Source organism: Klebsiella sp. WP4-W18-ESBL-05, assembly GCF_014169075.1.
GTDB classification, from domain to species: Bacteria; Pseudomonadota; Gammaproteobacteria; order Enterobacterales; family Enterobacteriaceae; genus Kluyvera; species Kluyvera ascorbata_B.
This window is the reverse complement of the sequence record NZ_AP022057.1, coordinates 2,102,420-2,125,701: the sequence shown is the minus strand read 5'-3', so window position 1 is coordinate 2,125,701 and position 23,282 is coordinate 2,102,420. Positions and strand designations below refer to the sequence as shown.

Annotated in this window: 19 protein-coding genes and 1 pseudogene; 6 read left to right on the top strand and 14 right to left on the bottom strand. The window is 57.3% G+C overall.

Annotated features, from left to right (window positions below):
- Window positions 1–88 precede the first annotated feature (88 nt).
- Both H7R58_RS10185 and H7R58_RS10180 read left to right on the top strand, forming a co-directional pair.
- Window positions 89–2,233: a putative bifunctional diguanylate cyclase/phosphodiesterase gene (locus H7R58_RS10185; protein WP_227674966.1), complete on the top strand. Its 2,145-nt coding sequence runs from the start codon at window positions 89–91 to the stop codon at window positions 2,231–2,233.
- Window positions 2,234–2,402: 169 nt separating this feature from the next.
- The gene (locus H7R58_RS10180; RefSeq protein ID WP_106928943.1) at window positions 2,403–3,392 is read left to right on the top strand and encodes an aldo/keto reductase; all 990 of its coding nucleotides are present in this window, start codon (window positions 2,403–2,405) and stop codon (window positions 3,390–3,392) included.
- Window positions 3,393–3,435: 43 nt separating this feature from the next.
- Here H7R58_RS10180 and H7R58_RS10175 read toward each other — a convergent pair whose 3' ends face one another.
- Window positions 3,436–3,801: a hypothetical protein gene (locus H7R58_RS10175; RefSeq protein ID WP_146145729.1), complete on the bottom strand. Its 366-nt coding sequence runs from the start codon at window positions 3,799–3,801 to the stop codon at window positions 3,436–3,438.
- A gap of 158 nt (window positions 3,802–3,959) precedes the next feature.
- On the opposite strand from H7R58_RS10175, the gene bdcA reads away from it, so the two are divergent.
- Together bdcA and H7R58_RS10165 are read left to right on the top strand one after the other, a co-directional pair.
- Window positions 3,960–4,673 (top strand): SDR family oxidoreductase, encoded by a 714-nt coding sequence (bdcA, locus tag H7R58_RS10170; RefSeq protein ID WP_106928947.1) that lies wholly within the window; start codon window positions 3,960–3,962, stop codon window positions 4,671–4,673.
- A 124-nt stretch (window positions 4,674–4,797) separates the two neighbouring features.
- Window positions 4,798–5,367 (top strand): DJ-1/PfpI family protein, encoded by a 570-nt coding sequence (locus H7R58_RS10165; protein WP_106928949.1) that lies wholly within the window; start codon window positions 4,798–4,800, stop codon window positions 5,365–5,367.
- Window positions 5,368–5,411: 44 nt separating this feature from the next.
- Here H7R58_RS10165 and H7R58_RS10160 read toward each other — a convergent pair whose 3' ends face one another.
- Window positions 5,412–7,028 carry a peptide ABC transporter substrate-binding protein gene (locus tag H7R58_RS10160; protein ID WP_106928951.1) on the bottom strand — a complete coding sequence of 539 codons (1,617 nt, stop codon included), beginning with the start codon at window positions 7,026–7,028 and terminating at the stop codon, window positions 5,412–5,414.
- Window positions 7,029–7,220: 192 nt separating this feature from the next.
- On the opposite strand from H7R58_RS10160, the gene mpaA reads away from it, so the two are divergent.
- A complete protein-coding gene (gene mpaA / locus H7R58_RS10155) occupies window positions 7,221–7,940 on the top strand; it encodes a murein tripeptide amidase MpaA (RefSeq protein ID WP_182929025.1) in 720 nt (239 codons plus the stop codon).
- Here mpaA and ycjG read toward each other — a convergent pair.
- Window positions 7,931–8,896: an L-Ala-D/L-Glu epimerase gene (gene ycjG, locus H7R58_RS10150; protein ID WP_106928955.1), complete on the bottom strand. Its 966-nt coding sequence runs from the start codon at window positions 8,894–8,896 to the stop codon at window positions 7,931–7,933. The genes mpaA and ycjG overlap by 10 nt on opposite strands.
- A gap of 100 nt (window positions 8,897–8,996) precedes the next feature.
- Between ycjG and tpx the strand changes: the two genes are divergently transcribed.
- On the top strand, window positions 8,997–9,503 hold the full coding sequence (gene tpx / locus H7R58_RS10145) for a thiol peroxidase (protein WP_106928957.1): 507 nt from the start codon (window positions 8,997–8,999) through the stop codon (window positions 9,501–9,503).
- Between the two features lie 45 nt (window positions 9,504–9,548).
- Here the strand turns inward: tpx and H7R58_RS10140 are convergent, their stop codons facing one another.
- From H7R58_RS10140 to H7R58_RS10090, 11 genes and pseudogenes are all read right to left on the bottom strand, one after another.
- Entirely contained in the window at window positions 9,549–10,424 is an 876-nt protein-coding gene (locus H7R58_RS10140; protein WP_106928959.1) for an AraC family transcriptional regulator, read from the bottom strand.
- A gap of 300 nt (window positions 10,425–10,724) precedes the next feature.
- Window positions 10,725–12,386, bottom strand: a complete 1,662-nt coding sequence (locus tag H7R58_RS10135; RefSeq protein ID WP_182934712.1) for a hypothetical protein — start codon at window positions 12,384–12,386, stop codon at window positions 10,725–10,727.
- 7 nt (window positions 12,387–12,393) lie between these two features.
- A complete protein-coding gene (locus H7R58_RS10130; protein ID WP_227674106.1) occupies window positions 12,394–13,692 on the bottom strand; it encodes an oligosaccharide MFS transporter in 1,299 nt (432 codons plus the stop codon).
- Window positions 13,693–13,863: 171 nt separating this feature from the next.
- The gene (gene tyrR, locus H7R58_RS10125; protein ID WP_182934711.1) at window positions 13,864–15,405 is read right to left on the bottom strand and encodes a transcriptional regulator TyrR; all 1,542 of its coding nucleotides are present in this window, start codon (window positions 15,403–15,405) and stop codon (window positions 13,864–13,866) included.
- Between the two features lie 212 nt (window positions 15,406–15,617).
- Entirely contained in the window at window positions 15,618–16,322 is a 705-nt protein-coding gene (locus H7R58_RS10120; protein WP_106928967.1) for an ABC transporter ATP-binding protein, read from the bottom strand.
- Window positions 16,309–17,145, bottom strand: a complete 837-nt coding sequence (locus tag H7R58_RS10115) for an ABC transporter ATP-binding protein (protein WP_182929027.1) — start codon at window positions 17,143–17,145, stop codon at window positions 16,309–16,311. The genes H7R58_RS10120 and H7R58_RS10115 overlap by 14 nt, the downstream gene beginning before the upstream one ends.
- Window positions 17,138–17,971 carry an ABC transporter permease gene (locus H7R58_RS10110; RefSeq protein ID WP_106928970.1) on the bottom strand — a complete coding sequence of 278 codons (834 nt, stop codon included), beginning with the start codon at window positions 17,969–17,971 and terminating at the stop codon, window positions 17,138–17,140. Before H7R58_RS10110 ends, H7R58_RS10115 begins: the two co-directional genes overlap by 8 nt.
- The gene (locus H7R58_RS10105; protein ID WP_106928972.1) at window positions 17,971–19,020 is read right to left on the bottom strand and encodes an ABC transporter permease; all 1,050 of its coding nucleotides are present in this window, start codon (window positions 19,018–19,020) and stop codon (window positions 17,971–17,973) included. The genes H7R58_RS10110 and H7R58_RS10105 overlap by 1 nt, the downstream gene beginning before the upstream one ends.
- Window positions 19,021–19,103: 83 nt before the next feature.
- A pseudogene (locus tag H7R58_RS10100) lies at window positions 19,104–20,671 on the bottom strand (ABC transporter substrate-binding protein).
- 125 nt (window positions 20,672–20,796) lie between these two features.
- Window positions 20,797–21,864 carry a YcjF family protein gene (locus tag H7R58_RS10095; protein WP_182929028.1) on the bottom strand — a complete coding sequence of 356 codons (1,068 nt, stop codon included), beginning with the start codon at window positions 21,862–21,864 and terminating at the stop codon, window positions 20,797–20,799.
- Window positions 21,861–23,258, bottom strand: coding sequence for a YcjX family GTP-binding protein (locus tag H7R58_RS10090; RefSeq protein WP_106928979.1), 1,398 nt, complete (start codon window positions 23,256–23,258; stop codon window positions 21,861–21,863). The genes H7R58_RS10095 and H7R58_RS10090 overlap by 4 nt, the downstream gene beginning before the upstream one ends.
- Window positions 23,259–23,282: the final 24 nt, after the last annotated feature.

Sequence of the window (23,282 nt, the reverse complement as noted above, 5' to 3'; positions counted from 1 at the left end):
ACGGATTTTGATAGTTATTTTTCTGGATAAAATTCGGATTATGCTGATAGATTAAATAGAACCCACTTTATGAAAAGGTATGGATTGCATGATGCTGCACGCTTCGTGGGACCCGATACTGGTCGGTATTTCATTTTTGGTGGCATTCATCGCATCTTTCGTTGCGCTTGATAGTGCTGCAAAAATCGCTGCTTCAAATAAGAAAGCGGCTATCTTCTGGCGCATAACCGGTGGCACCACGCTCGGCATTGGTATCTGGTCAATGCATTTTATCGGCATGCTGGCGATGAAAATGTCGATGCCCATGAGCTATCACCTGGGGCTCACGGTTATTTCGCTGCTGGCCGCGATTATTGCGTCATCGCTGGCCATTAATATTGCCGTTGCCGGTAACACGCTATCGCTTAAGCGGTTGTGTATTGCCACCGCGCTGCTGAGCAGCGGCGTCGTGACCATGCACTATGTGGGCATGGCGGCACTGATGGCTCACGATGAAATAACCTGGAGCATTCCGCTGATTATCGTCTCGGTGGTGATAGCCATTGTCGCCTCCTGCGTCGCCCTGTGGCTGGCGTTCAGCCTGCGACTGAACAGCAAAGGCGTCCTGCTGACGCGCATTGGTGCAGCGCTGGCGATGGGGATAGCGATTGCCGCCATGCACTATACCGGCATGAGCGCCGCCACCTTTACCGGGCATGGCCACATCATGGTAAGCCATACGGCGATGGTCAGCGAAGAAGGCCTGTCTATTTGGGTCTCCGTCACCACGCTGCTGCTGCTGGGGCTGATGCTGATGATTTCCATGGTCGACTCTCAGGTCCGCACCACGCGGCTTACCGAAAACCTGCAGCGTTTGAACCAGCAGCTTGAACAGCAGGCCCGCTACGATGGTCTGACTGGCCTTGCCAACCGCAGCCAGATCGATATGCGTCTGCTGGCCTGCCTGCACCAGGCTCGGCTGGCGGGTAGCACTTTTGCTCTGGTGCTGATGGATCTTGATCGTTTTAAACTGGTCAACGACGCCTGGGGGCATCACGTTGGGGATAATCTACTGGTCTCCGTTGCCAACCGTATGAGCGCCTGCCTGACGCCTAAAATGACCCTTGCCCGTATCGGCGGCGATGAATTTATTCTGCTGGCCCCCGACAGCACCGAAGCCGAGATTGCCGATATCTGTACGCGCATGGTCGAAAGCATCCGGCGGCCGTTTTATCACTCCGGGCAGATTCTGCAAATATCGCTGAGCGTCGGCATCAGCCTGTACCCGGGTCACGGCGAAACGCCGCAGGATTTGAAGCTTTCTGCCGATACAGCGATGTATCACGTGAAGCACAATGGTCGCAACGGCTGGGTGTTTTATCATGAGTCGATGCTCGACAGCACATGGCAAGGCGCGCACTTCTTGCAGGACCTGACTCAAGCGCTGGAGCGCGGCCAGTTTGAGTTGTGGTATCAACCCAAATATCATGTCAATGAAAAGCGCATTTACGGTTTTGAAGCGCTGCTGCGCTGGCGCCACCCGAAAAAAGGCATCCTGCTGCCGGAAGTGTTCCTCTCGACGCTGCAAAACACCGGGCTCATTGTACCGGTGGGTAACTGGATCCTGGAACAAGCCAGCGCGCAGCTGCATAAATGGAGTCTTGCCGGGCACGATGACTGGACGCTGTCGATTAACATTTCCCCGGTGCAGTTTGAGCAGCAGAACTTCTATGAACTGGTTTGCGACACGCTGGTCCGCCATCGCGTCTCGCCAACGCGCTTAACGCTCGAACTCGCCGAAACCGCAGCGCTGCACGGATTTGATCGCAGCGTTCAGATCTTTCACGATTTCTGCCGTATCGGTATCACGATCTCAATTGATAACTTCGGCGTCGGTTATTCCAACATGCTGGCGCTGCAGGACCTCCCTGCCGGAGAGCTGAAAATTGATAGAAGCTTTATGAAAGACATGCGGGAAAACAGCAAACATATCAAAATCGTCTCCACGATTATCTCGATTGCGCATTCGATGAATATGGCCGTCGTGGCGGAGGGCGTAGAAACGCAGGAACAGCAGCGCATTCTCACCGGGCTGGGCTGCGATGCGCTACAGGGCTTCTGGTTCTCCGATCCGGTCCCAGCAGAAGATATTGAAGTGATGCTCAATAATCTCCCGCTCAGCGGCGAGCTGAATGCCCCCGCTGCGCTGCGCCGCGATATCTCCTCTTCCGCCGGGAAGAAAAAGCACGCCTGAACGCCGATGGCCGGCAGGTCTGGCCATCGGTTATGAATAAAATTCATTAAGCTTATCGAATTAGACCCTCTGATAAAATAAATCCACCCGCGCTATTCTCTGCTCACACAAGACAGCCCGCAGCACCCTCGACCGGCGGGCCGCCGTTTCACGTATTGAGGAGCTTGATATGCAACAACGCACTCTTGGCCGTTCCGGCCTCACCATTTCCGCGCTTGGCCTAGGTTGCATGGGGCTGAGCCACGGCTATGGCCCGGCAACGAACACGCATGAAGCTATCGCATTAATTCGCGCTGCCGTCGAACGCGGCGTGACGTTCTTCGATACCGCCGAAGTTTATGGCCCTTATGTCAACGAAGACGTGGTCGGTGAGGCGCTGAAACCGTTTCGTGAACGTGTGGTCATTGCTACCAAGTTCGGATTCACATTCGGCAATGATAACAAACAACAGATCTTAAACAGTCGTCCGGAGCATATCCGCCAAGCGGTAGAAGGCTCGCTGCGCCGCCTGAAAACAGAGACCATCGACCTGCTTTATCAGCATCGCGTCGATCCGAATGTGCCGATTGAAGAGGTGGCGGGCGCCGTCAAAGACCTGATTGCCGAAGGTAAGGTGAAACACTTCGGCCTGTCTGAGGCCGGTGCACAAACCATTCGCCGCGCGCATGCCGTACAGCCGGTCGCGGCGTTACAGAGCGAATACTCTATGTGGTGGCGCGAGCCTGAAGAGGAAATCATTCCGTTACTGGAAGAGCTCGGAATCGGATTTGTGCCGTTCAGCCCGCTGGGAAAAGGTTTCCTGACCGGGGCGATTAACGCCAGCACCGCTTTTGGCAGCGACGATTTTCGCAGCCAGGTGCCCCGTTTTCAGGCCGATGCGCTGGCCGCTAACGCGCAGCTGATAACCGTACTGGGCGCGCTGGCCGCCGAACGTCAGGCGACGCCCGCGCAGATTGCGCTTGCCTGGCTGCTGGCGCAAAAACCGTGGATTGTGCCGATTCCCGGCACCACAAAACGGTACAGGCTGGAGGAAAACCTCGGCGCGGTGGATATCCAACTGACCGCCGATGAACGCCAGCAAATCACCCGGGCGCTGGACGCCGTGAAGATAGTCGGTGACCGTTACCCGGCGGCGCTTCAGGCACGCGTAGGGCGATAACCACGGCAGCCCGGAGACGATACTCTCGTCATGCCGGGCTATCTCAGCGCGCCCCGCGTTCGAGGTATGCCAGAGTAAATGTCTGATAATCGCGCGCATCCACCCGCTCTTCCACACCGTGACACCGTAACCGATTGGTCGATTCACCTAGCGAATGTCGCTCATATTTCTCCACCACTGAACACTCTTCCAGCCAGCGTTTGCCCAGCGACACTTCATCCTCCCGGATCCCCGGCATCAATACCAACACCACCAGCAACGCAAACGCCGCGGCAGTAGAAAGCCAGGTGGTCAATAGCACGGAAATCGGGAAATTGAATTTTGCGAAAAGATAGCTTGCCAGCAACAGCAGCAAAAGAATGGCGAGCAACACTTTGCCAAAGATCATGATATCAGATGCATAGATCATCTCAGTTTGCCCGCAGCCAGAATGGGAAAATTGCTTGAGCAAGTATAGCAGCGGCGGCGGCAAATGGAGCGCTACGCAAGCAGCTATACTCCTTGCTGGCAGCGCGGTCTGCCGCACGTCATCATCATCGTCGCATCATCTGCATGAGGGTCGATTCTATGTCTGTCTTTCAGAATAAATCCGTACTGGTTTTAGGCGGCAGCCGCGGCATCGGCGCGGCCATCGTCAGGCGCTTTGCCGCCGAGGGCGCGGCGGTCACGTTCAGCTATGCTGGCTCACGAGAAGCCGCCGAACGGCTGGCGGCAGAAACGGGCAGCACTGCCGTAGTGGCGGATAGCGCTGACCGCGATGCGGTCATCAAACTGGTAGGCGATTGCGGTCCGCTGGATATTGTGGTGATTAACGCGGGTATCATTATTTTCGGTGATGCGTTAGAGCAAGACAGCGACGCCATCGACCGCCTGTTCCGGATTAACATCCATGCGCCCTATCATGCTGCGGTGGAAGCCGCCCGCCTCATGCCCGACGGCGGGCGGATTATTGTGATTGGTTCAGTCAATGGCGACCGAATGCCCCTTCCCGGCCTGGCCGCCTATGCGGTGAGTAAATCGGCGCTACAGGGGTTGGCTCGCGGGCTGGCGCGCGATTTTGGCCCGCGCGGTATCACGGTGAACGTGGTGCAGCCGGGGCCGATTGACACCGACGCCAATCCGGAATCCGGCCCGCTAAAAGAGCTGATGCACAGCTTTATGGCGCTGAAACGCCACGGACGCCCGGAAGAAGTCGCCGGGATGGTGGCCTGGCTCGCGGGGCCTGAAGCAGCATTTGTTACCGGCGCGATGCACACCATCGACGGCGCATTCGGTGCCTGACGCTGTCCTCGCCGTCTACCGCGCGGGCTCTCGTCATATCCGTGATGCAGCGCGCGGTTTGCGGTTCGCTATCCCTTCACCGCCAGGCTATATCTTAAACATCTTGATTTCTTGAGGGTAGATTATGGTTGGCAAGAAAATTCTCATGCTGGTTGGTGATTATGCGGAAGATTATGAAACCATGGTGCCATTTCAGGCGCTGCAGATGATTGGCCATCAGGTTGATGCGGTCTGTCCGGATAAGCCGAAAGGCGATTACATTATGACGGCGATCCACGATTTTGACGGTGCCCAAACCTACAGCGAAAAGCCCGGCCACCGCTTTGTGCTGAACGCCGATTTCGCCTCGGCAAACGCGCAGGATTATGACGCCCTGCTGATCCCCGGCGGACGTGCGCCCGAGTATCTGCGCCTCAATGAGCAGGTGATTAAGCTGGTGCAAGACTTCGATGCAGCTAACAAGCCGATTGCCGCCGTGTGCCACGGCCCACAGCTGCTGGCAGCCGCTGGCGTATTAAAGGGCCGTACCTGTAGCGCCTATCCCGCCTGCGCGCCGGAAGTCAGGCTTAGCGGCGGTCAGTATGCCGACATTGGTATCGATCAGGCGCACGTGGACGGTAATCTGGTGACGGCTCCTGCCTGGCCCGCGCACCCACAGTGGCTGGCCAGGTTCGCAGAGGTGTTGCAGCGGTAAGAGAAGAAAGACCGCTGGCGCGGTTCACTGCGCCAGCGAAGAGGTTAGTGCTTGATAATATACATCGTGCGCGTATAGGCCACGTCTTCCGGATTGGTGATCGGGTATCCTTTCACCCAAGGCTTAATTAAGCGCCCGTTGGTATACTGGTAAATCGGCGCAATCGGCGCTTTTTCCGCCAGAATTTTCTCGGCCATGTTGTAATCGGCGTTACGCGCCTCGGCGCTGCTCTCCAGGCTGGCCTGGCGAATCACCTTGTCATACGCCGCATCGTTAAAGCGTGCGATATTGCCGCTGTTGGTTGAGGTGAGCAACGACAAGAAAGTCGACGGCTCGTTGTAGTCTCCAACCCACGACGCGCGGATCACATCGAAGTTGCCGGTGTTGCGGCTGTCGATATAGGTTTTCCATTCCTGATTTTGCAGCTTCACGTCGACGCCCAGATTTTTCTTCCACATCGACGCCACGGCAATGGCAATCTTCTGGTGAACTTCCTGGGTGTTATACAGCAGCGTCAGCTTCAGCGGGCGATTCGGACCGTAGCCTGCGGCCTGTAGCAGCATTTTGGCCTGCGCGTTCAGCTCAGCCTGGCTACTCTCTTCCAGCGCTGACGGTTGCGGCTTAAAGCCTGCCGTGACATCCGGAGTAAAGCGCCACGCCGGTTTTTCACCGGTTCCCAGCACTTTATCGGCGATAATGCGCCGATCGATGCTCATGCTGAGCGCCAGACGCACGCGCGCATCGGCGGTCGGCCCCTTCTGGGTGTTAAAAGCGTAGTAGTAAGTTCCCAGCTGTGGGGGCGTAAAGACCTGGCCCGGCAGCTCTTTTTTCAGCTTCTGATACAGGTTTTTCGGGAAAGATTCAGTGATATCAATATCCCCGGCCTGATAGCGTTTAGTGGCGGCTGACTCCTGGTTAATCGGCATAAAGGTGACTTTCTGGATCACCGTTTTGCCGTTATCCCAGTAATGCTTATTCGGCACCAGCTCCAGCTTTTCGTTAACCACACGATCGGCCAGCACGTAGGCGCCGTTGCCCACCAGTTTGCCCGGACGCGTCCAGTTTTTATCGCTGTCAACGGCGGCTTTATTGACCGGATAGAGCGAGAAGTTAGCGGTCAGGTTGACGAACCACGGCAGCGGTTTGTCGAGCTGCACGCGCAGCGTATGGGTATCAACCGCCGTCACGCCCAGCGTTTCAGGCTTCGCTTTACCATCGATGATGTCCTGCGCGTTCATGATCCCCGCCAGTGCGGCAAACCAGGCAAACGGCGAGGTGGTTTTCGGATCGACCAGACGCTGCCAGCTGTAAACGAAGTCCTGCGCGGTGACCGGCGTTCCGTCCGACCATTTCGCATCACTGCGCAGGGTAAAGGTCCAGGTTTTCTGATCGTTCGTTTGCCAGCGGGCAGCCACGCCAGGAATGATATTGCCGTTAGCATCCTGGTTAACCAGGCCTTCAAACAGATCGCGAATAACCTGAATTTCCGGCAGCCCGACGGCTTTTGCCGGATCTAATGAAGCGGGTTCATCTTTAATATGGCGAACCAGCTCCTGCTGCTTCGCCAGCGTCGTCCCGGCAGGCACTTCCGCCGCCACGGCGACAGTACTCAGACCCACTAACAGCGCAGCACAGCAGGTCAAGGTGAAAGGATACTTCATGACATCCCCTTAAAAGTAGATAAACCCACACAACATAATGAAAATATTATTTGTTTCACTTGCCATAATTGCAAACGCCATGTCGCAGAAAGTTGATTTACACCGTCAATTCATATGCAGGAAACTATTTGATTCACGGCGAATTTTGCACAACACTGCACAATATCCCCTTTATGTATCAGGACTCACGCTATGTCTGCTACCCGCCCCCGCGCCCAGCGCGGCGCTTTCCCACCCGGGACACAACACTATGGCCGCTCGCTGCTGGGCGCGCCGCTGATCTGGTTCCCTGCGCCGCTGGCCGGACCGCAGAGTGGCTTAATCATCGCAGGCACCCACGGGGATGAAAATTCCTCGGTGGTCACGCTCTCCTGCGCTCTGCGCACCCTGTCGCCGGATCTGCGTCGGCATCACGTGGTGCTGGCAGTCAATCCGGACGGCTGCCAGCTCGGACTGCGCGCCAACGCCAACGGCGTGGATCTGAATCGCAATTTCCCAGCGGCAAACTGGAAGCAAGGGGAAACGGTATATCGCTGGAATAGCGCTGCGGAACAGCGCGACGTAGTATTGCTCACCGGCAGCCGCCCGGCCTCCGAGCCGGAAAGCCGCGCGCTGTGCCAGTTGATTCACCAGATTAGCCCCGCGTGGGTGGTATCGTTCCACGACCCGCTGGCCTGCATTGAAGACACCCGCAGCAGCGAGCTGGGGCATTGGCTGGCGGACGCCTTCACTCTGCCGCTGGTCAGCAGCGTCGGCTACGAGACGCCCGGTTCATTCGGCAGTTGGTGCAACGATATCGGGCTGCACTGTATTACCGCCGAGTTCCCGCCCATCTCCTCAGACGAGGCCAGCGAGCGTTATCTGGCGGCGATGACCAGGCTGCTGCACTGGCAGCCGAAACCTCACAAATGAAGCTCACCGCAGGTAAAGCGTAGCGCCGGCTGCGCGTCGGCGGCGAGCCACGTGGGGCCGTCGAGATCGGCAAAACGTACCTGTGGTGCCAGCGGTAGCGCGGCGGCAATGGCCCTCGACGTGCAAAGCATACAGCCAAGCATCAGCGCAAAATTCTGCGCTTTTGCCTCGGCCGCCAGCGCCAGCGCTTCGGTCAACCCGCCGGTTTTATCGAGTTTGATATTCACCATCTCATAGCGCCCGTGCAGCATCGACAGGTCTTCACGGGTATGGCAGCTTTCGTCAGCGCAGATCGGCAACGGGTGAATAAACGTCTCCAGCGCGTCATCTTCACCCACCGGCAGCGGCTGCTCCAGCATGGCGACGCGCAGGTCCGCCAGCAGCTGGCAGCGTGCGGCCAGCCCCTCTCCGCGCCAGGACTCATTGGCATCGACAATCAGCGTCGCCTCCGGTACGGCTTCGCGAATCGCCACCATTCGCTCACAGATAAAATGATTGTCCAGCTTCACCTTCAGCAGCCTGGCGCCGCTGGCATACAGTGCCTTTGCGCTGGCGGCCATTTGTTCGGGCGTGCCGATCACCACCGTTTGCGCCGTCGTCACCGTGCCGGGCAGCGTGACGCCCAGCTGCTTGACGACGGAGCGACCGGCCAGTGCGCTTTCCAGATCCCACAACGCGCAGTCGACCGCATTGCGGGCGGCCCCGGCCGGCAGCAGTTGAGCAAGCTGTTCGCGGGTTATCCCGCGCTCCAGTTGCTCCCCGATGGTCATAATCTGCGCCATCACCGAGGCGATGCTCTCGCCATAGCGCGGGTACGGCGTGCACTCACCGACGCCTTTTACACCATCCTGCTCCAGTTCAACCACCACCACTTTTGCTTCGCTGCGGCTGCCGCGGGCAATCACAAAAGGCGTATGCAGCGGCCAGGCCTCTTCAAACACGCGCAGGTTTCTCATTTTGGCTCCTTTTATTCAGGCGTAAATAGGGTTTGCCGTGTTAACGTCTGTTGTCATACACTAGGGTTGACGTTAACTATATGTAAACAGGAAGATAATCATGTCGCAAACCGTACATTTCCAGGGCAATCCCGTTGCTGTTCAAGGTTCTATCCCACAGGCGGGCGATAAAGCTCAACCGTTTACGCTGGTGGCAAAAGATCTGTCCGACGTCACCCTGGGCCAGTTCGCTGGCAAACGTAAAGTTCTGAACATTTTCCCGAGCATCGATACCGGCGTATGCGCGGCATCCGTGCGTAAATTCAACCAGCTGGCTGGCGAACTGGAGAACACCGTTGTTCTGTGCGTGTCCGCTGACCTGCCGTTCGCCCAGTCTCGCTTCTGCGGCGCAGAAGGCCTGAGCAACGTCGTGACGCTGTCTACTCTGCGTGCGCCGGAATTCCTGCAGACCTACGGCGTCGGCATTGCCGATGGCGCGCTGAAAGGCCTGGCCGCTCGCGCGGTTGTCGTGATTGATGAGAACGACAACGTGGTATACAGCGAACTGGTGAACGAAATCACCAACGAGCCGGACTACGACGCTGCGCTGGCAGCGCTGAAAGCGTAATATTCTTGTCCTGACCGCACTGCGGTCAGGACAATTTCTTATCCCTCAGCCTCTTAGACTATATGATTTGCGGTACTGGAGGGGGGTTTTTGCCATATATTTTCGAAAACTGGTGATAAACCAGGCATATTCCGTAAATCCCGAGCGCTTCCCCACTTCCCTGACCGACAGGGTTGTATGCACGAGCAGTTCACAGGCATGGCGGATCCGCCTCATGATCAAATATTCCTGCAACGTACCGCCCGTTTCGCGACGAAAGCGCCTCGATGCATGCCCCTCCGAACAGCCCGATGCGGCAGCCAGCGCCTCCAGCGAGCAGTGCTCCTGAAAGTGTTCTTCAATCCAGCGAATAATACTGGCGGAAAACGCATTCTGCTCTGAATGCAGCGCATTCTCCAGTTCCTGCCCCGGCAGAAAGCTAATCAGTTGCATCAGCAACAGCGCGCTATCATTGATTGTGACCAGGCCATCATGCCCCAGACCGTCGAAGCGCTCGAGCAGCATTTCAATCATTGGCTGAATAGCAGAAACATCGAAAATACGTATTTTCTCACCGTAACTGCTCAACTGGCGCAGCAGTATCTGCAGCCGGGGAAAGTCACGAAAGAAAGGTTCCAGCAGAGTGCTATTGAAATGTAGCGTTGTACGGTGATATTGATTGTTCGCCCCTTGTTCAACATAAATTTTATGCACTCGCCCAGGCGGAAAAATAAATAGCCGCCCGGGTTTCACCGTAAACTGCTGATGTTCGGCGACGGCAATGCCAATACCCCTCGTAATAAAAAGCATTTCAGGGCATTCATGAAAATGATAATAATCAGCTGATGTATTTTTCATTCGATTGAAATAGATGGCCGTTTCATCAATTTCAAGGGTTTCCAATAGGGTGGCATCTTTTCCATAGCCGCGCGATGTCGCCATAGAACCTCAGTTCAGAGAAAGTAAATTTATCCGGGCTTACGCCTGGCCGCCCGTTCGAGACGACAATAGAATTGTCTTCGTGCTGACCAGGTTAAACCCAGAGACCCATCACATTAAATCAATCAATTAATGTTCCAGCCTCCTGCGTCCGTCAATATGATGATCTTGCTCACCCGCATGGTCATATTCAAATAGCCGCAGAAGCCCTTAAGCGAGTGATATAAAATCATCGTAATATAAAAGGAGGTGATAAATAGATTGATGACGCGTCGTGTATTTTATCGCCCCGCCAGAGGCAATTTATTCATTGTATTGTACCTGCCAGCTAACGGTGAACTCCGTTCGTTCGGCGCACGCGAGGCTGCCAACGATTTCCTGCGCCAGCGGGCCGGTCGGGCTACGTAGCGTGGTCGCCCGACGCTGGATCTGCGTATACCCTTGCAACCGGACCGGCGTGCTTTCAGCATAAACCGCCGCGATCAGCTCAATGCGCAGCGATCTACCCGGCGGACAGGTAAAGGTATCCTCGCGCGTCACGCTCCCGGGCGCGATCAGAAAGCGCGTCCTGCAACCGAATTCGGCGTCGCGCAGCGGTTCTTGCACCACCTCACCAGCTTCGGCGACCACGTCCAGCCCGTCATATTCGATAATAACTTCCCATCCCCCGGCGGTCTTTTGCTGCCGAGTACCGCGAAACCAGACCAGCGGACGCAGCACGCGGCCGCGCTCATCATAAATACCGGGCACCCATAGCGGCGCATCGCCCTGCGCCACGCCGGTAAACAGCCCTTCACTGAACGGAATAGGGAAATAAGGCGACGTACCGTGGTAGGGGCGAGCACCGTTTATCAGCGGCAGCACAAAAGCACGCTGCCCGTCATACCACTGATACAGGCCGCGAGCATAGCGCGCTTCACGAAATGCGGTGAAGGTTAGCGCAAGCTGCGCCGGACGTGGCACTGACGCCGATGCGGCAGCTCGCGCGGACCAGACCTGCTGGACGTTCAGGTGCTGCACGCAAAGGCTAATATTCTCCCCGACCAGCCGATGCTCGGCACGATAGGCGTCGGTCTGACGGCCCTTAAACCACAAATTTACGCTCTGCTCATCCGGGTCATACCAGAAGCTCAGGAAGCGTTCGCTACAGGCCAGAGAAAACGCGCCTGCCGCCGCCAGTTCCTGCGCATTCAGCAACCCAAGACGCGCACTGACCGCCAGAATCTCATTAAAGGCACTGTCGCCATAGGCACCGATCGAACGTCCCCACTGGAAACCGCTACCATTATCGGTACACATCGACAGCACCAGCGTTGCCGCCTGGCGCAGCGACGCTTGTAACCAATCGGCGACCGGCAACCCGGTTTCGAGGTGGCGCTGGCAAATTTCCGCTACCAGCAGCACGCTGTAACGATCAAAGCGGCCATGCCCACGGGTTTCGTCACAACAGCCGTTCTCCGCGTGGGCGCGGTAATGCTCAAGGAGCCGCTGTAAGATTTCCTGCGATGCCCGTTCGCTTTCCCACCCCAGCAGGAACCTGAGCCGCGCCACGCTGAACGCAACGCCGTAGAAGTTAGTGGGAAAGCACGATTTCAGCTGCCACGTCGTCTCTTCGACCATCTCCTGCCAGTCTAGCTTACCACGCAGCACCGCGAGCTGCCCGGCGGTCAATACCTGTTCCAGCACCCTTTGTTGTTGCAGCCTCAGCAGCGCCTGGAGGAAATAATATTTGCCCCAGTTATCGCAAGGCGCACTCACCAGTTCAGGCCAAAGGCTTTCCCATTCCGCGCAACGCTCTGGAGACTGTTCAAGCAGCAGGCTCAACGCCAGCGAAAACTTCCCGCTAATATAGGGATCCCCCGCTAATGTTAATGTCTGAGCAAAGCTTTGTTGTTTATTCAGCGTTCGGGTTACGGTGCTATTTATTATCTGGTAAAGTCGACTGATAATTCGCGCTCTTGTCATTTTCGGCTCATGAGTGTTGGTGGTTCAAGGTTAATTGCACTGTTTTACGATTATTATTCAGCAGCACCGCTGATAAAACCGTAAACAGCAGTGCGGTACCGCCCATTAATAAATAGGTATCAGCAAAGCCGATTTTTTCGTATAAATAACCGCTCAACGGTGACAGCAAAACGGTGCCCACATAGTTCACGCTTTGATAGCCTAATAAATACATGGTGCCGTTAATTTTTTTATCAAAATTTATCTCGAGGTATTTAAATACCGACACCAGTAGAAAGGACATTTCAATGCCCCAGGAAAGTTTGATAATACCAATCGCTAGCGCACTGGTGACCATCCCGGAACCGATAAAACGCGCGGCGACGACAAAACCGGTGATCAGCATCCCCGCTTTTGGCCCCAGCCGGTTAACGATTCCCGGCGCAACCATCATGCACAGAAACTCGCAGCCAAGGCTCGCTGCGCCAAGATAGCCGTACATCTGATGTCCCGTCTCTTTACTGTCATAAAAGGTAATAAAGAAACGAGGATACTGCTGCTCCGCGACAAACAATACCCACACCACGCCGCAAACATAAAGGACAAACGTCCAGAAATTGCGCTGGCGGAACAGGGCCGTAATGTCTTTCAGCGTCGTTTTTTCTTTGGCGATAATCCGGCTTTTCACCTCATCGCTGACCTCAATCTTCATGGTCAGAACAATAATCAGAATGACCAGCGCACCGGCAGAGCTGATGCCAAAGTTAATCATGGGGTTAATATTAAAAATGTAGCCAGTGCTGGCCGCCGAGAAAACTGAGCCAATCGCTCCCCACATGCGAATTTGCCCAAACTCAAGGTCAAACAGGCGACCAAAGCGGTCAAGATATGACTCGGCCGCCGCGCAGCCCGCGTAATACCCCATACTTAAAAAGACCGCACCCGCCACGATCCCCAGATAAAGAACATTCTGTAATAGCGGTTTGTAAATATAAAAGAAGAATGGAAACACGGTAATAGAAATAAGTGATATGAAAAAAAGCAAATCCTTACGCAGCCCAAGCCGATCGATTAAAAATCCGTAAACCGGTTTAATCAATACCGCACAAAAACCGTTTACTGCGAAAACAATACCGATCGCCACGCCGTCCAGACCTATTTTTTCTGATAACCAGAAGGAATAGGTATCCAGGGTGGCTTTCCATGAAAAAAAGTACACTAATATAAATAAGCTCAACGTAATATAAATTTTACGCTTTGCTTTTACTGCTTCGTCGCACGTATTCATAGGCTCTCCTATTTTGGAGTGCCAACAGTATTCGGGCAACCTGTTCTAAAACGGCATTGAGATCACAAAAAAAATCATTCTGCTAAAAACGTGGAAGTAATTGTCGTCGGGGCGGGGAAAAAGTTTGGAATTATGATGCAAACTTTTCTATTTTGATATGTCCAGAATAACCCGGTGGCACGGCACCACCGGGTTATTACGCGGCAGGGATTACTCTTCGCCCTTCTTATTACTCAAGCCATATTCCCGCAATTTATTGGCAATCGCCGTATGCGATACGCCAAGACGCTTAGCCAGCTTGCGCGTACTCGGATAGCTGCGATAAAGCTGAGTCAGCACCGAGCGCTCGAAACGGCGGGTAATGTCATCCAGCGAACCTTCCATCGCCTCTTCACCGACCGCCGCGCTTGAGACATCGTGATCCGGCAGCAGCACGTCCTGCGGACGCAGTTCGTAGCCTTCCAGCTGCGTCAGCGCACGATAGACTGCATTTTTCAGCTGCCGCACGTTGCCCGGCCAGCCATAGCGGGTCAGCACCGTATTCAAATCAGCAGACAGCTTCGGCCGCGCGATCCCCTGCTCATCGGCAAAGCGTGCCACGAACAGCTCGGTCAGCGGCATGATGTCCTGCGGACGATCGCGCAGCGGCGGCAGGTTGAGCGTCAGCACGTTGAGGCGATAGTAGAGATCCTCACGGAATAATCCCTTTTGCACCAGCTCGACCAGGTTTTTCTGCGTGGCACAGATAACGCGCACGTCAACGTGCACTTCATGATCTTCACCCACCCGGCGGAAAGTGCCGTCATTGAGGAAGCGCAGCAGTTTCGTCTGCATACGCGGCGACATTTCGCCAATTTCATCCAGCAGCACCGAGCCGCCGTTAGCCTGCTCAAAGAACCCTTTTTTGCCATCGGCAGCATCGCCAAACAGCTCGCTCTCGACGGCATCTTCCGGGATAGAACCACAGTTCAGGGCCAGGTACGGCTTCGCCGCGCGCGGGCTCGCCAGATGGCAAGCGTGAGCCAGCAGATCTTTACCGGTGCCGGTTTCCCCCACAATCAGCAGCGGCGCGGTCAGCAGCGCCAGCTTACGAGCCTGATCGACCACCTGCCGCATACGCGGGCTGACGGCGACAATCTGGCTGAACGCGCTAACATCCTGCGTGGTCATGGTTTGCAGCTGACGGCCCATACGCAATGTCGAGCGCAGCATGACGACTGCCCCCGCCAGGATTCGGCTATCGCCCTCGCCGTTGATGTAGACCGGCGTGGCTTCCAGCAGGAAGTTTTGCCCGTGGATCACCACATGCTCAGCATGTGATTCCACCGCATCGCTCTCCAGCCAGCGCTGGAAGTTGAAGCCGCTAATCAGCTGCGCCACGTTGTGGTTACGCATGCGATCCTGACTCATGCCAAACAGCTGGCAGCTCGCTGGGTTGGCACGTTCGATTTTGCTACGAGTATCCAGCGACAGCACCGGCTCCGGCATGGCTTCCAGCAGCGCGCTCAGCGCCAGGTGTTCGCGCTCGGAGGGCATCCACGGTACGGTACGTACGTCAATGACGCCGGCGATACGGCGGATTTCCGCCATCAGGCTGCTGAAGCTGGAGAAATCCAGCTCCGCGAAATTAAGGTAGATTCGGCCAACAGGGTCGATATCGATACCGCGCAGATCAATACCGCGCAGGACCAATAAATCGAGCAGTTCACGAGTCAGACCAAGGCGGTCTTCACAAAAGACTTCAAGACGCATGGGAGTGTTCACCCTTAAGAGCCAAAGACGTATGAATAATAAGACAGTTATCGGTCGGCGGGAAGATGACTGTCAACAATTATTGACAGTATGGCGGAAAAATGGCCTTTGTGCCGTAAAGTTATACGATCAATCGGACAGAATCACTAAACCGCACCCGCGCCCTCTCCCTTTTAAGGGTGAGGGCGCGGACTGTGTCGGGCATTGAGGGGTTACCCCATACGGTGTTCGCCGCGCGTTAACGCTTCGCGATCGAAAAAGCGCTGAATGACGCCGCCGGCCATAAACGCCGCGCGATCCGACATATGCGCAATCACGTCCGCATCGTGGCTGACTAACAGATAGGTCATGCCGTGCGCCTGTTTGAGACGGTTAAGCAAATTAAGGATCTCCGCCTGCACCGACATATCCAGCGCCGATGTGGGTTCATCCAGCAGCAGGATTTTTGGACGCAACAACAGCGCGCGGGCAATGGCAACGCGCTGACGCTGGCCGCCGGAGAGCTGATGCGGATAGCGCCGCGCGGCATCGGCGGGCAGGCCCACCTGCTCCAGCGCGGTGCGCACGCGCATGTCGACCTCCGTCTCGCCGTGAATGCGCAGCGGTTCGCCCAACGTGCGCCACAGCGTATGATTCGGGTGCAGCGAGGCGTAAGGGTCCTGGAATACCATCTGCACATTGCGCCGCAGATCGCCGTGAAAGCGCGCCCCCGCGCCAATCTGGCGGCCGAACAGCGCCACCTTCCCGCGCCATTCCCGCTGAAGCCCGGCAATCACCCGCAGAATGGTCGACTTCCCGCAGCCGGACTCGCCGATCAGGCTGAACGTTTCGCCCTCCTCGACCTGAAAACTGGCAGCAGAGACTGCCGTTTTGTCACCAAAGGTCACCTGAAGCGACTCAAGATTAACGATCGCCATGCGCCGCCTCCTCAAAATTCTGCGTACGGTCCAGCGTCGGCAGCATCTGTCCATAGGTTTGCGCATTCGGGCGACAGGTCCACAGGGTGCGCGTATAGGGATGCGTAGCCTGCGGCAGGTCTGCAGCCGCCATCTCATCAACGCCGTTGCCCTGGTACATCACCAGCACGCGGTGGCAGTGCTGCGCCACCAGCGGCAGGTCGTGGCTGATCAGTAGCATGGCCATATGGCGTTGCTCGCACTGGGCGACCAATAGCTCAAGGATCTGGTTGCGCAGCCGGGCATCCAGCGCCGAGGTCGGTTCATCGGCGATCAGCACCTGCGGGTCGTTAATCAGCGCGATGGCGATCATCACCCGTTGCCCCATTCCACCGGACAGTTCGCCGGGATAGCGATCCAGCACGCGCACGTCCAGCCCCATGGCCAGCACGGCGGATTCTATTTTTTCCTGCCGCTCGCGTCGCCCCAGACGCTGATGCAGGGTCAGCGCTTCTTCCAGCTGTGCCCGTATGGTTTTCACCGGGTTCAGCGCATAGCGCGGGTCCTGTAATACCATGGCGATATCGTTACCGCGCAGCTCACGCCAGCCACGCGCGTTGAGCGTCAGCACATCGCGGCCTAGCACGCTCAGTCGTTCGGCGCTGACGATACCGGGCTTACGCACCAGCCCCATCAACGCCCGTGCGGTCATCGACTTACCGGAGCCCGATTCGCCCACCAGCGCCAGGCGTTCATTACCCAGGGTAAAATTCATATTATTGACCACCCGGGCAGCAGGATAGTCAATATTCAGCCCCTGTACGCAGAGACGTTGTTCAGTCATGTTGCGGCTCCAGTACGTCACGTAAACCATCGCCTAGCAGGTTAAATGCCAGGCTGGCCAGCAGAATGGCCGCGCCCGGCGCGGCGGCAATCCACCACTGGTCAAAGATAACCTGCATACCATCGGCAATCATCGCCCCCCACTCCGCCATCGGCGGGCGAGCGCCCAGCCCGAGGAAACCGAGTCCCGCCGCCGCAAGAATAATGCCCGCCAGATCCAATGCCAGACGCACAATGGCGGACGGTAGGCACAGCGGCAGAATGTGGCCCACCAGCAGCCGTAGACCACGAATGCCCATCATTTCGGCGGCGGCCAGATAGTCGCTGTGGCGCAGACGCTGAATCTCGCTGCGCGCCTGGCGCGCATAGGCAGGCCAGGTGGTTAAGGCCAGCGCCAGCGCACCGTTCACGAGGCCAGGGCCGAGCATCGCGACAAATGCGAAGGCCAGAATCAGCCTCGGCATCGACATCACGACATCGGTAAAGCGCATCAGAACGCGTTCCAGCCAGCCGCCGTAATAACCGGAGAGGATGCCAATCAGCAGCCCGACCGGCAGGGTAATCACCGTCACCAGCGCGACCAGCCCCAGCGCAGGCCGGGTACCGTAGATCAGCCGGGAAAGCAGATCGCGCCCGTAGCTGTCGGTCCCCAGCCAGTGCTGCGCGCTGGGCATTTGCAGACGCGCGGCGGCATCCTGCCAGTTCGGGTCCTGCGGCGCGAGCCACGGCGCAAACAGCGCCGTCAGGACCAGTAAAGCAATAACCGTCAGCCCACAGCACGCCGCAGGTGAACGCAGCAGACGACGTAAAAATAGCGAAGTGGGCATTAGCGAACCCTCGGATCAGTTAGCCGCACCAGCACGTCGGTGAGGTTATTTATCAGGACAAAACACACGCCAATCAGCAGCGTTCCGCCCATAATCGCCGACGTATCACCGGCAAACAGTGCCGTCGTCAGGTAACGCCCGATGCCCGGCCAGGAAAAAACCGTTTCGGTCAGCACCGCGCCTTCCAGCATGGCGGTATAGGCCAGCGCAATCACCGTCAGCAGCGTGCCGCGAATGTTCGGCAGTACGTGGCGCAGCAGAATGCTCATTTCTCCCGCCCCTTTGGCGCGCGCCAGCAGGATGTATTCTTTATTCATTTCGCTCAGACAGGCCGAACGCGTGAGGCGCGTAATGCTGGCCATCGAATAGTAGGCCAACAGCAGCACCGGCAGCACCAGGTGGCTGAAAGCGTTGCGGAAAGCCTCTTTATCGCCGGAAAGCCAGGTATCGATCAGCGCAAAGCCGGTTTTTGGCTCAATGGTGAACTGATAAATATCGTCAAGGCGACCGGGGCCGGGGCTCCACTGTAGCTTCGCGTAAAACAGCGCCAGCATCAGCAGCCCGAGCCAGAAAATCGGCACCGAGTTACCCAGCAGCGTCAACGTGCGCACGGCAAAATCCCACGGCGAGCCAGCATAGCGGGCGCACAAGACCCCGGCGATAACGCCGAAAATCGCACCGATAATCAGCGCCAGCGTCGCCAGTTCCAACGTGGCCGGAAATGCCGCCAGTAGATCGTGCAGTACCGGCTGTCCGGTGGCGCTCGCGGTACCCAGATCGCCGTGGGTCAGATTCACCAGATAGTGCCAGAACTGTACCGGCAGCGATCGATCCAGCCCCAACTGGTGGCGCACCTGGTCATAGGTAGATTGGCTGGCATGGTCGCCAACAATTTGCAGCACCCGATCGACGGGCGAAAGCGCAGAAAGCGCAAAGGTCACCAGCAGCAGCCCCAGAAGCGTCAGCGCCAGCGTCAGTAGCCCCTGAAGCAGCGCCGACAGCAGACGCCGGGTTCGCAGAGCGGTTAGATTCGGTAAAACGGCGGGCATGGGAATTCCGTATTTCTATCAACGACAAAACAAACGGCCGCGGCCCGTAGGCGGATACCTGCGGGCCGCGGCGGCGATAGCGGTTACTTGGTCACGCGATCGTACCAGACCATATCGGCGTTAAGCCCCTGCTGGTAGCCTTTCACATTATCGCGGATAACAATCTGCGTTTTCCCCTGATCGATAAAGATATACGGCGAGCTGCGCTGTAGCTCTTCCTGCATTTTCTTATACAGGTCAAGACGTTTAGCCGCATCCGGCTCAGCCACTGCCGCCAGCGTCGCTTTGTTCAGCTCAGGAATTTTCCAGCCGTTTAGCCCGGCGACGGTGCTTGATTTACCGTCATTAAAGGCAAAAGCGCTGGCGTTAGAGTGCGCATCGAAGTAGTCCGGGATCCATAGACGGATGGCCGCCTGGTGCTGCTTCGCACGCACGCGAGCGTACACCTGGCTGCCCGCGGCCGGCAGCAGTTCAACCTTCACGCCACCCTGGGCAAAGCTGGCCTGCATCGATTGCGCGATGGTGATAAACGGCGGCTTGTTTTCCACATCGAGGGTAAAGTGCGCATCTTTAATGCCCGCTTTCGCCAGAATCGCTTTCGCTTTTTCAGGGTCAAATTTAAACGGCGTGTTGTCCAGCGCGCCCGGGAAGCCGACCGGCAGGAAGCTCTGATGCACAAAATACTGCCCTTTCAGCAGATCTTTGGTAATCCCGTTATAGTCGACCAGCCAGCGCGCGGCCTCCCAGAACGCCGGGTTAGCCAGCAGCGGGTTGGCGGTATTGGCAGTGTTGAAGGCAACGTAGTTTTGCTCCGCAGAAGGAATGCTCAGCACCTGTAGGCCTGGCTTGCCCTGCAAGGCATCAATTTGGTCGGCGCCGAGATCGCGCGCCACGTCAGCGTCACCCTGCTGAATCAGCAGGCGGCGCGAGGCCGGATCGGGCACGTTTTTAATGATCACGCTTTTCAGCTTCGGCGCACCGGTTGGCGAGGTAGCGTTTGCTTCCAGTACGATGGCCTGGTGCGGCTGGTAAACGCGCATTTTAAACGCACCGCTGCCGGCCGAGTGCATTTTTAGCCACTCGTTGCCAAAGTCATTCCCCTTCACGTTGGCGCGACCAATTTTTCATCCACGATAGAGGCAATTGGCGTCGACAGAATATTCAGCGCCACCGCCGGACTGACGTCAGCGGTCCAGTGAATTTGCAGCGTGTGATCGTCAACTTTCTTCAGTTGGCTAGCAATGTTATCCGGCTGCCAGCCTAAAACGTTGAGGATGAATGCCGGCGACTTGTTGAGCGTCACGGCGCGGGTGTAAGAGAAAATCACGTCTTCTGGACGAAGGGCGTTGCCGGAGGCAAATTTGGCGTCACTCTTAAGCTTGACGGTCAGCGTTTTCGCCGCCGCATCGGCCTGCCAGCTTTCGGCGAGAATCGGCGTTATTTTTGCCGGATCGTTGCGGTCCGGCTGGACCAGCCGCTGGTACAGGCTCGGCACCGTCTGGATGCTGGAAAGCTCGTTCGCTTCCGCCGGGTCAAGGCTGACGATATCATCCAGGCCCTGTGCGACCACCAGCGTCGTGGGCGGCGTAGCGGCATAGGCAGAAGCTGACAGCGCGGTCAGCACCAAAAACGGCAGCAATTTTCTTGTCATCGGGACTTCCTGATAATGATCATGCGGTTGGCGATACCCGCTAAGGTAGCGCCGCTTGTCACTTTCAGTAAAGATAAGTATAGATATACCTTATGCTATTTTCGCATAAGGTTATTTTATCTCGTTCAATCGTCCCGCGACGGCGCGCTTTTGCCCTTCTGTACCGTCGCCTTCAACTGCCCGACCAGCTCGCGGCGGAAATCCCCCAGACGCGGTTTGTCGTTGTCGATCCACGGCAGCGGGCGGCACAGTTCCATGGCTTTAATGCCCAGTCGTGCCGTGAGCAGCCCGGCACCAATACCCTGCGCTGCGCGGGTCGAAAGACGCGCGGCCAGATCCTGCGACATCCAGTCCATGCCAATTTCACGCACCAGCTCGCTGGCACCGGCAAAAGCGATATTGATCAGCACCAGTCGGAACAGGCGCAAACGGCTGTAGTAACCGAGCTCAATGCCGTACAGGTTAGCAATACGGTTAATCAGCCGCAGGTTACGCCAGGCGATAAACCCCATGTCCACCAGCGCCAGCGGACTGACGGCGATCATCAAGGTCGATTCTGCCGCTGAGCGGCTGATTTCGCGCCGCGCCTGCGCATCGAGCACCGGCTGCACCAGGTGTGCATACAGGCTCACCACTTCACGGTCGCTTTGGGTCTCGTGTATTGCGGCATACCAGCGCTGTAGCGCCGGATGAGATTGATCCAGCCCAGCCTGACGCGCCAGGCTCTCACAGAAGGCACGCGCTTTGCCGACGCTGTGGCTGTGCATCAGCGTGCGGGCCTCATCACGCTCCTGCGCGCGCTGGCGTAAACGCCACAGCCTGCGCCACTCGGTCGCGACCGAGCCCACGCCCGCGCCAACGATCAGCGCGCCCGCAACGCAGCCGCCCAGCGCGGCCCAGTCCTGGGTTTGCCAGGCATTCACCGTCCACTGCACGCCCTGCGCAACCACGCTGGCGCCAAACAGCGTAAGCCCGGCGGCGACCATTTTACGCCACAGACTGCGTTTCGGGCGCAGCGCCGCTTCCACGGTAGCTTCGGCCTGCCCTTCCGGCTCGCCGATGTCATCCAGCGCCACGGGGGCGAATTTTTCCGCCGCTTCACCGTCAAACGCCTGCGCGCCTTTAAACTGTTCCGCCTTCGCTTCGTCAAGCGGCCCGTCAAAATCGATTCGCGGTTTAAAAGAATCGGTCATCGCAGCTTATCTCCAATCAAAAACTCCAGCGCCGCATCCAGGCGGATGTGCGGCAGCGGCTGGTCAACGTCCATCGTTAGCGGGCGAAAAGCCTCGAACTGGAAGCCCTGTTTGTCCCAGAAAGCCTGGCCCGGCAGCCGTGCCGGAACTTCGCCAGGATAAACCGTCAGCGGCTGGCCGTCGCTCAAACGATGGCCGCGCAGCGCGGGGATCTTCTCGCCGTTGACCTCAATCAACCCGCTTTGCGTCGCCTGCACCGAAGCCAGCCCCAGGCAGTCCATGGTGATACCTTCAAAGGCGGCATTCTGCCAGGCATCCTGAATCAGCTGTTGTAGCAGCGACACCATATTGCCGTGCTGATCGACGGTCACGTGATCCGCCTTGGTAGCGGCAAACAGCAGCTTATCAATCACCGGCGAAAACAGGCGGCGGAACAGCGTGCGCTGACCATAGTGGAAGCTGTGCATCAACTGAGTCAGGGCCAGACGCATATCGTTAAACGCCTGCGGCCCGCTGTTGAGCGGCTGTAAACAGTCAACCAGCACGATCTGGCGGTCGAAACGCAGGAAATGCTCTTTGTAGAACCCTTTCACCACTTTTTCGCAGTAATAATGGAAGCGTTCGCGCAGCATCCCCGCATTGCTGTGTTTGTCCGCCTGCGCCAGTTTTGCCTCACCCGCACCGTCGACGTCAGGCCACGGGAAGAACTGTAATGCCGGGGCGCCCGCCATATCACCGGGCAGCACAAAGCGCCCTGGCTGAATAAAGTGCAGCCCTTCCTGCTTACAGCGGTGCAGATAGTCGGTCCAGGCCTGGGCGATTTCCGCCAGACGGTTTTCATCGGCGGGAGCCAGCGGATCCAGCCCGGCGCACAGCTGGCGCCATTTTGCCGACCACTCGCCGCGCTGGCCGTTCAGCAGACCGGTCATCTGTCGCGACCAGGTCAGGTAGTCCTGATTCAGCATCGGCAGATCGAGCAGCCATTCGCCGGGATAGTCGACAATCTCCAGATACAGCGTGGAGGTCTCTTTGAAATGACGCAGCAGCGAATCGTTGGATTTGTAGCGTAGCGCAAGGCGAATTTCACTCACTCCGCGAGTGGGCGTCGGCCACGCCGGCGGCTGGCCGTAGAGCTGCGCCAGCCCTTCGTCATAGGTAAAGCGTGGAATGCCGAGATCGCGCTGGGGAATGCGCTTCACGCCCAGCAGGCGCTCCTCACGCACCGCGCTCAGCAGCGGCAGCCGCGCGCCGGTATGCACGTTCAGCAGTTGATTCACCAGGCCGGTGATAAATGCGGTCTTGCCGCTCCGGCTCAGGCCGGTAACGGCAAGACGAAGATGCCGGTCAACGCCACGGTTGACCAGCGCATTGAATTCATTTTTGAGTCGCTTCATTGCTTATCAGACACTCCCGTCCAC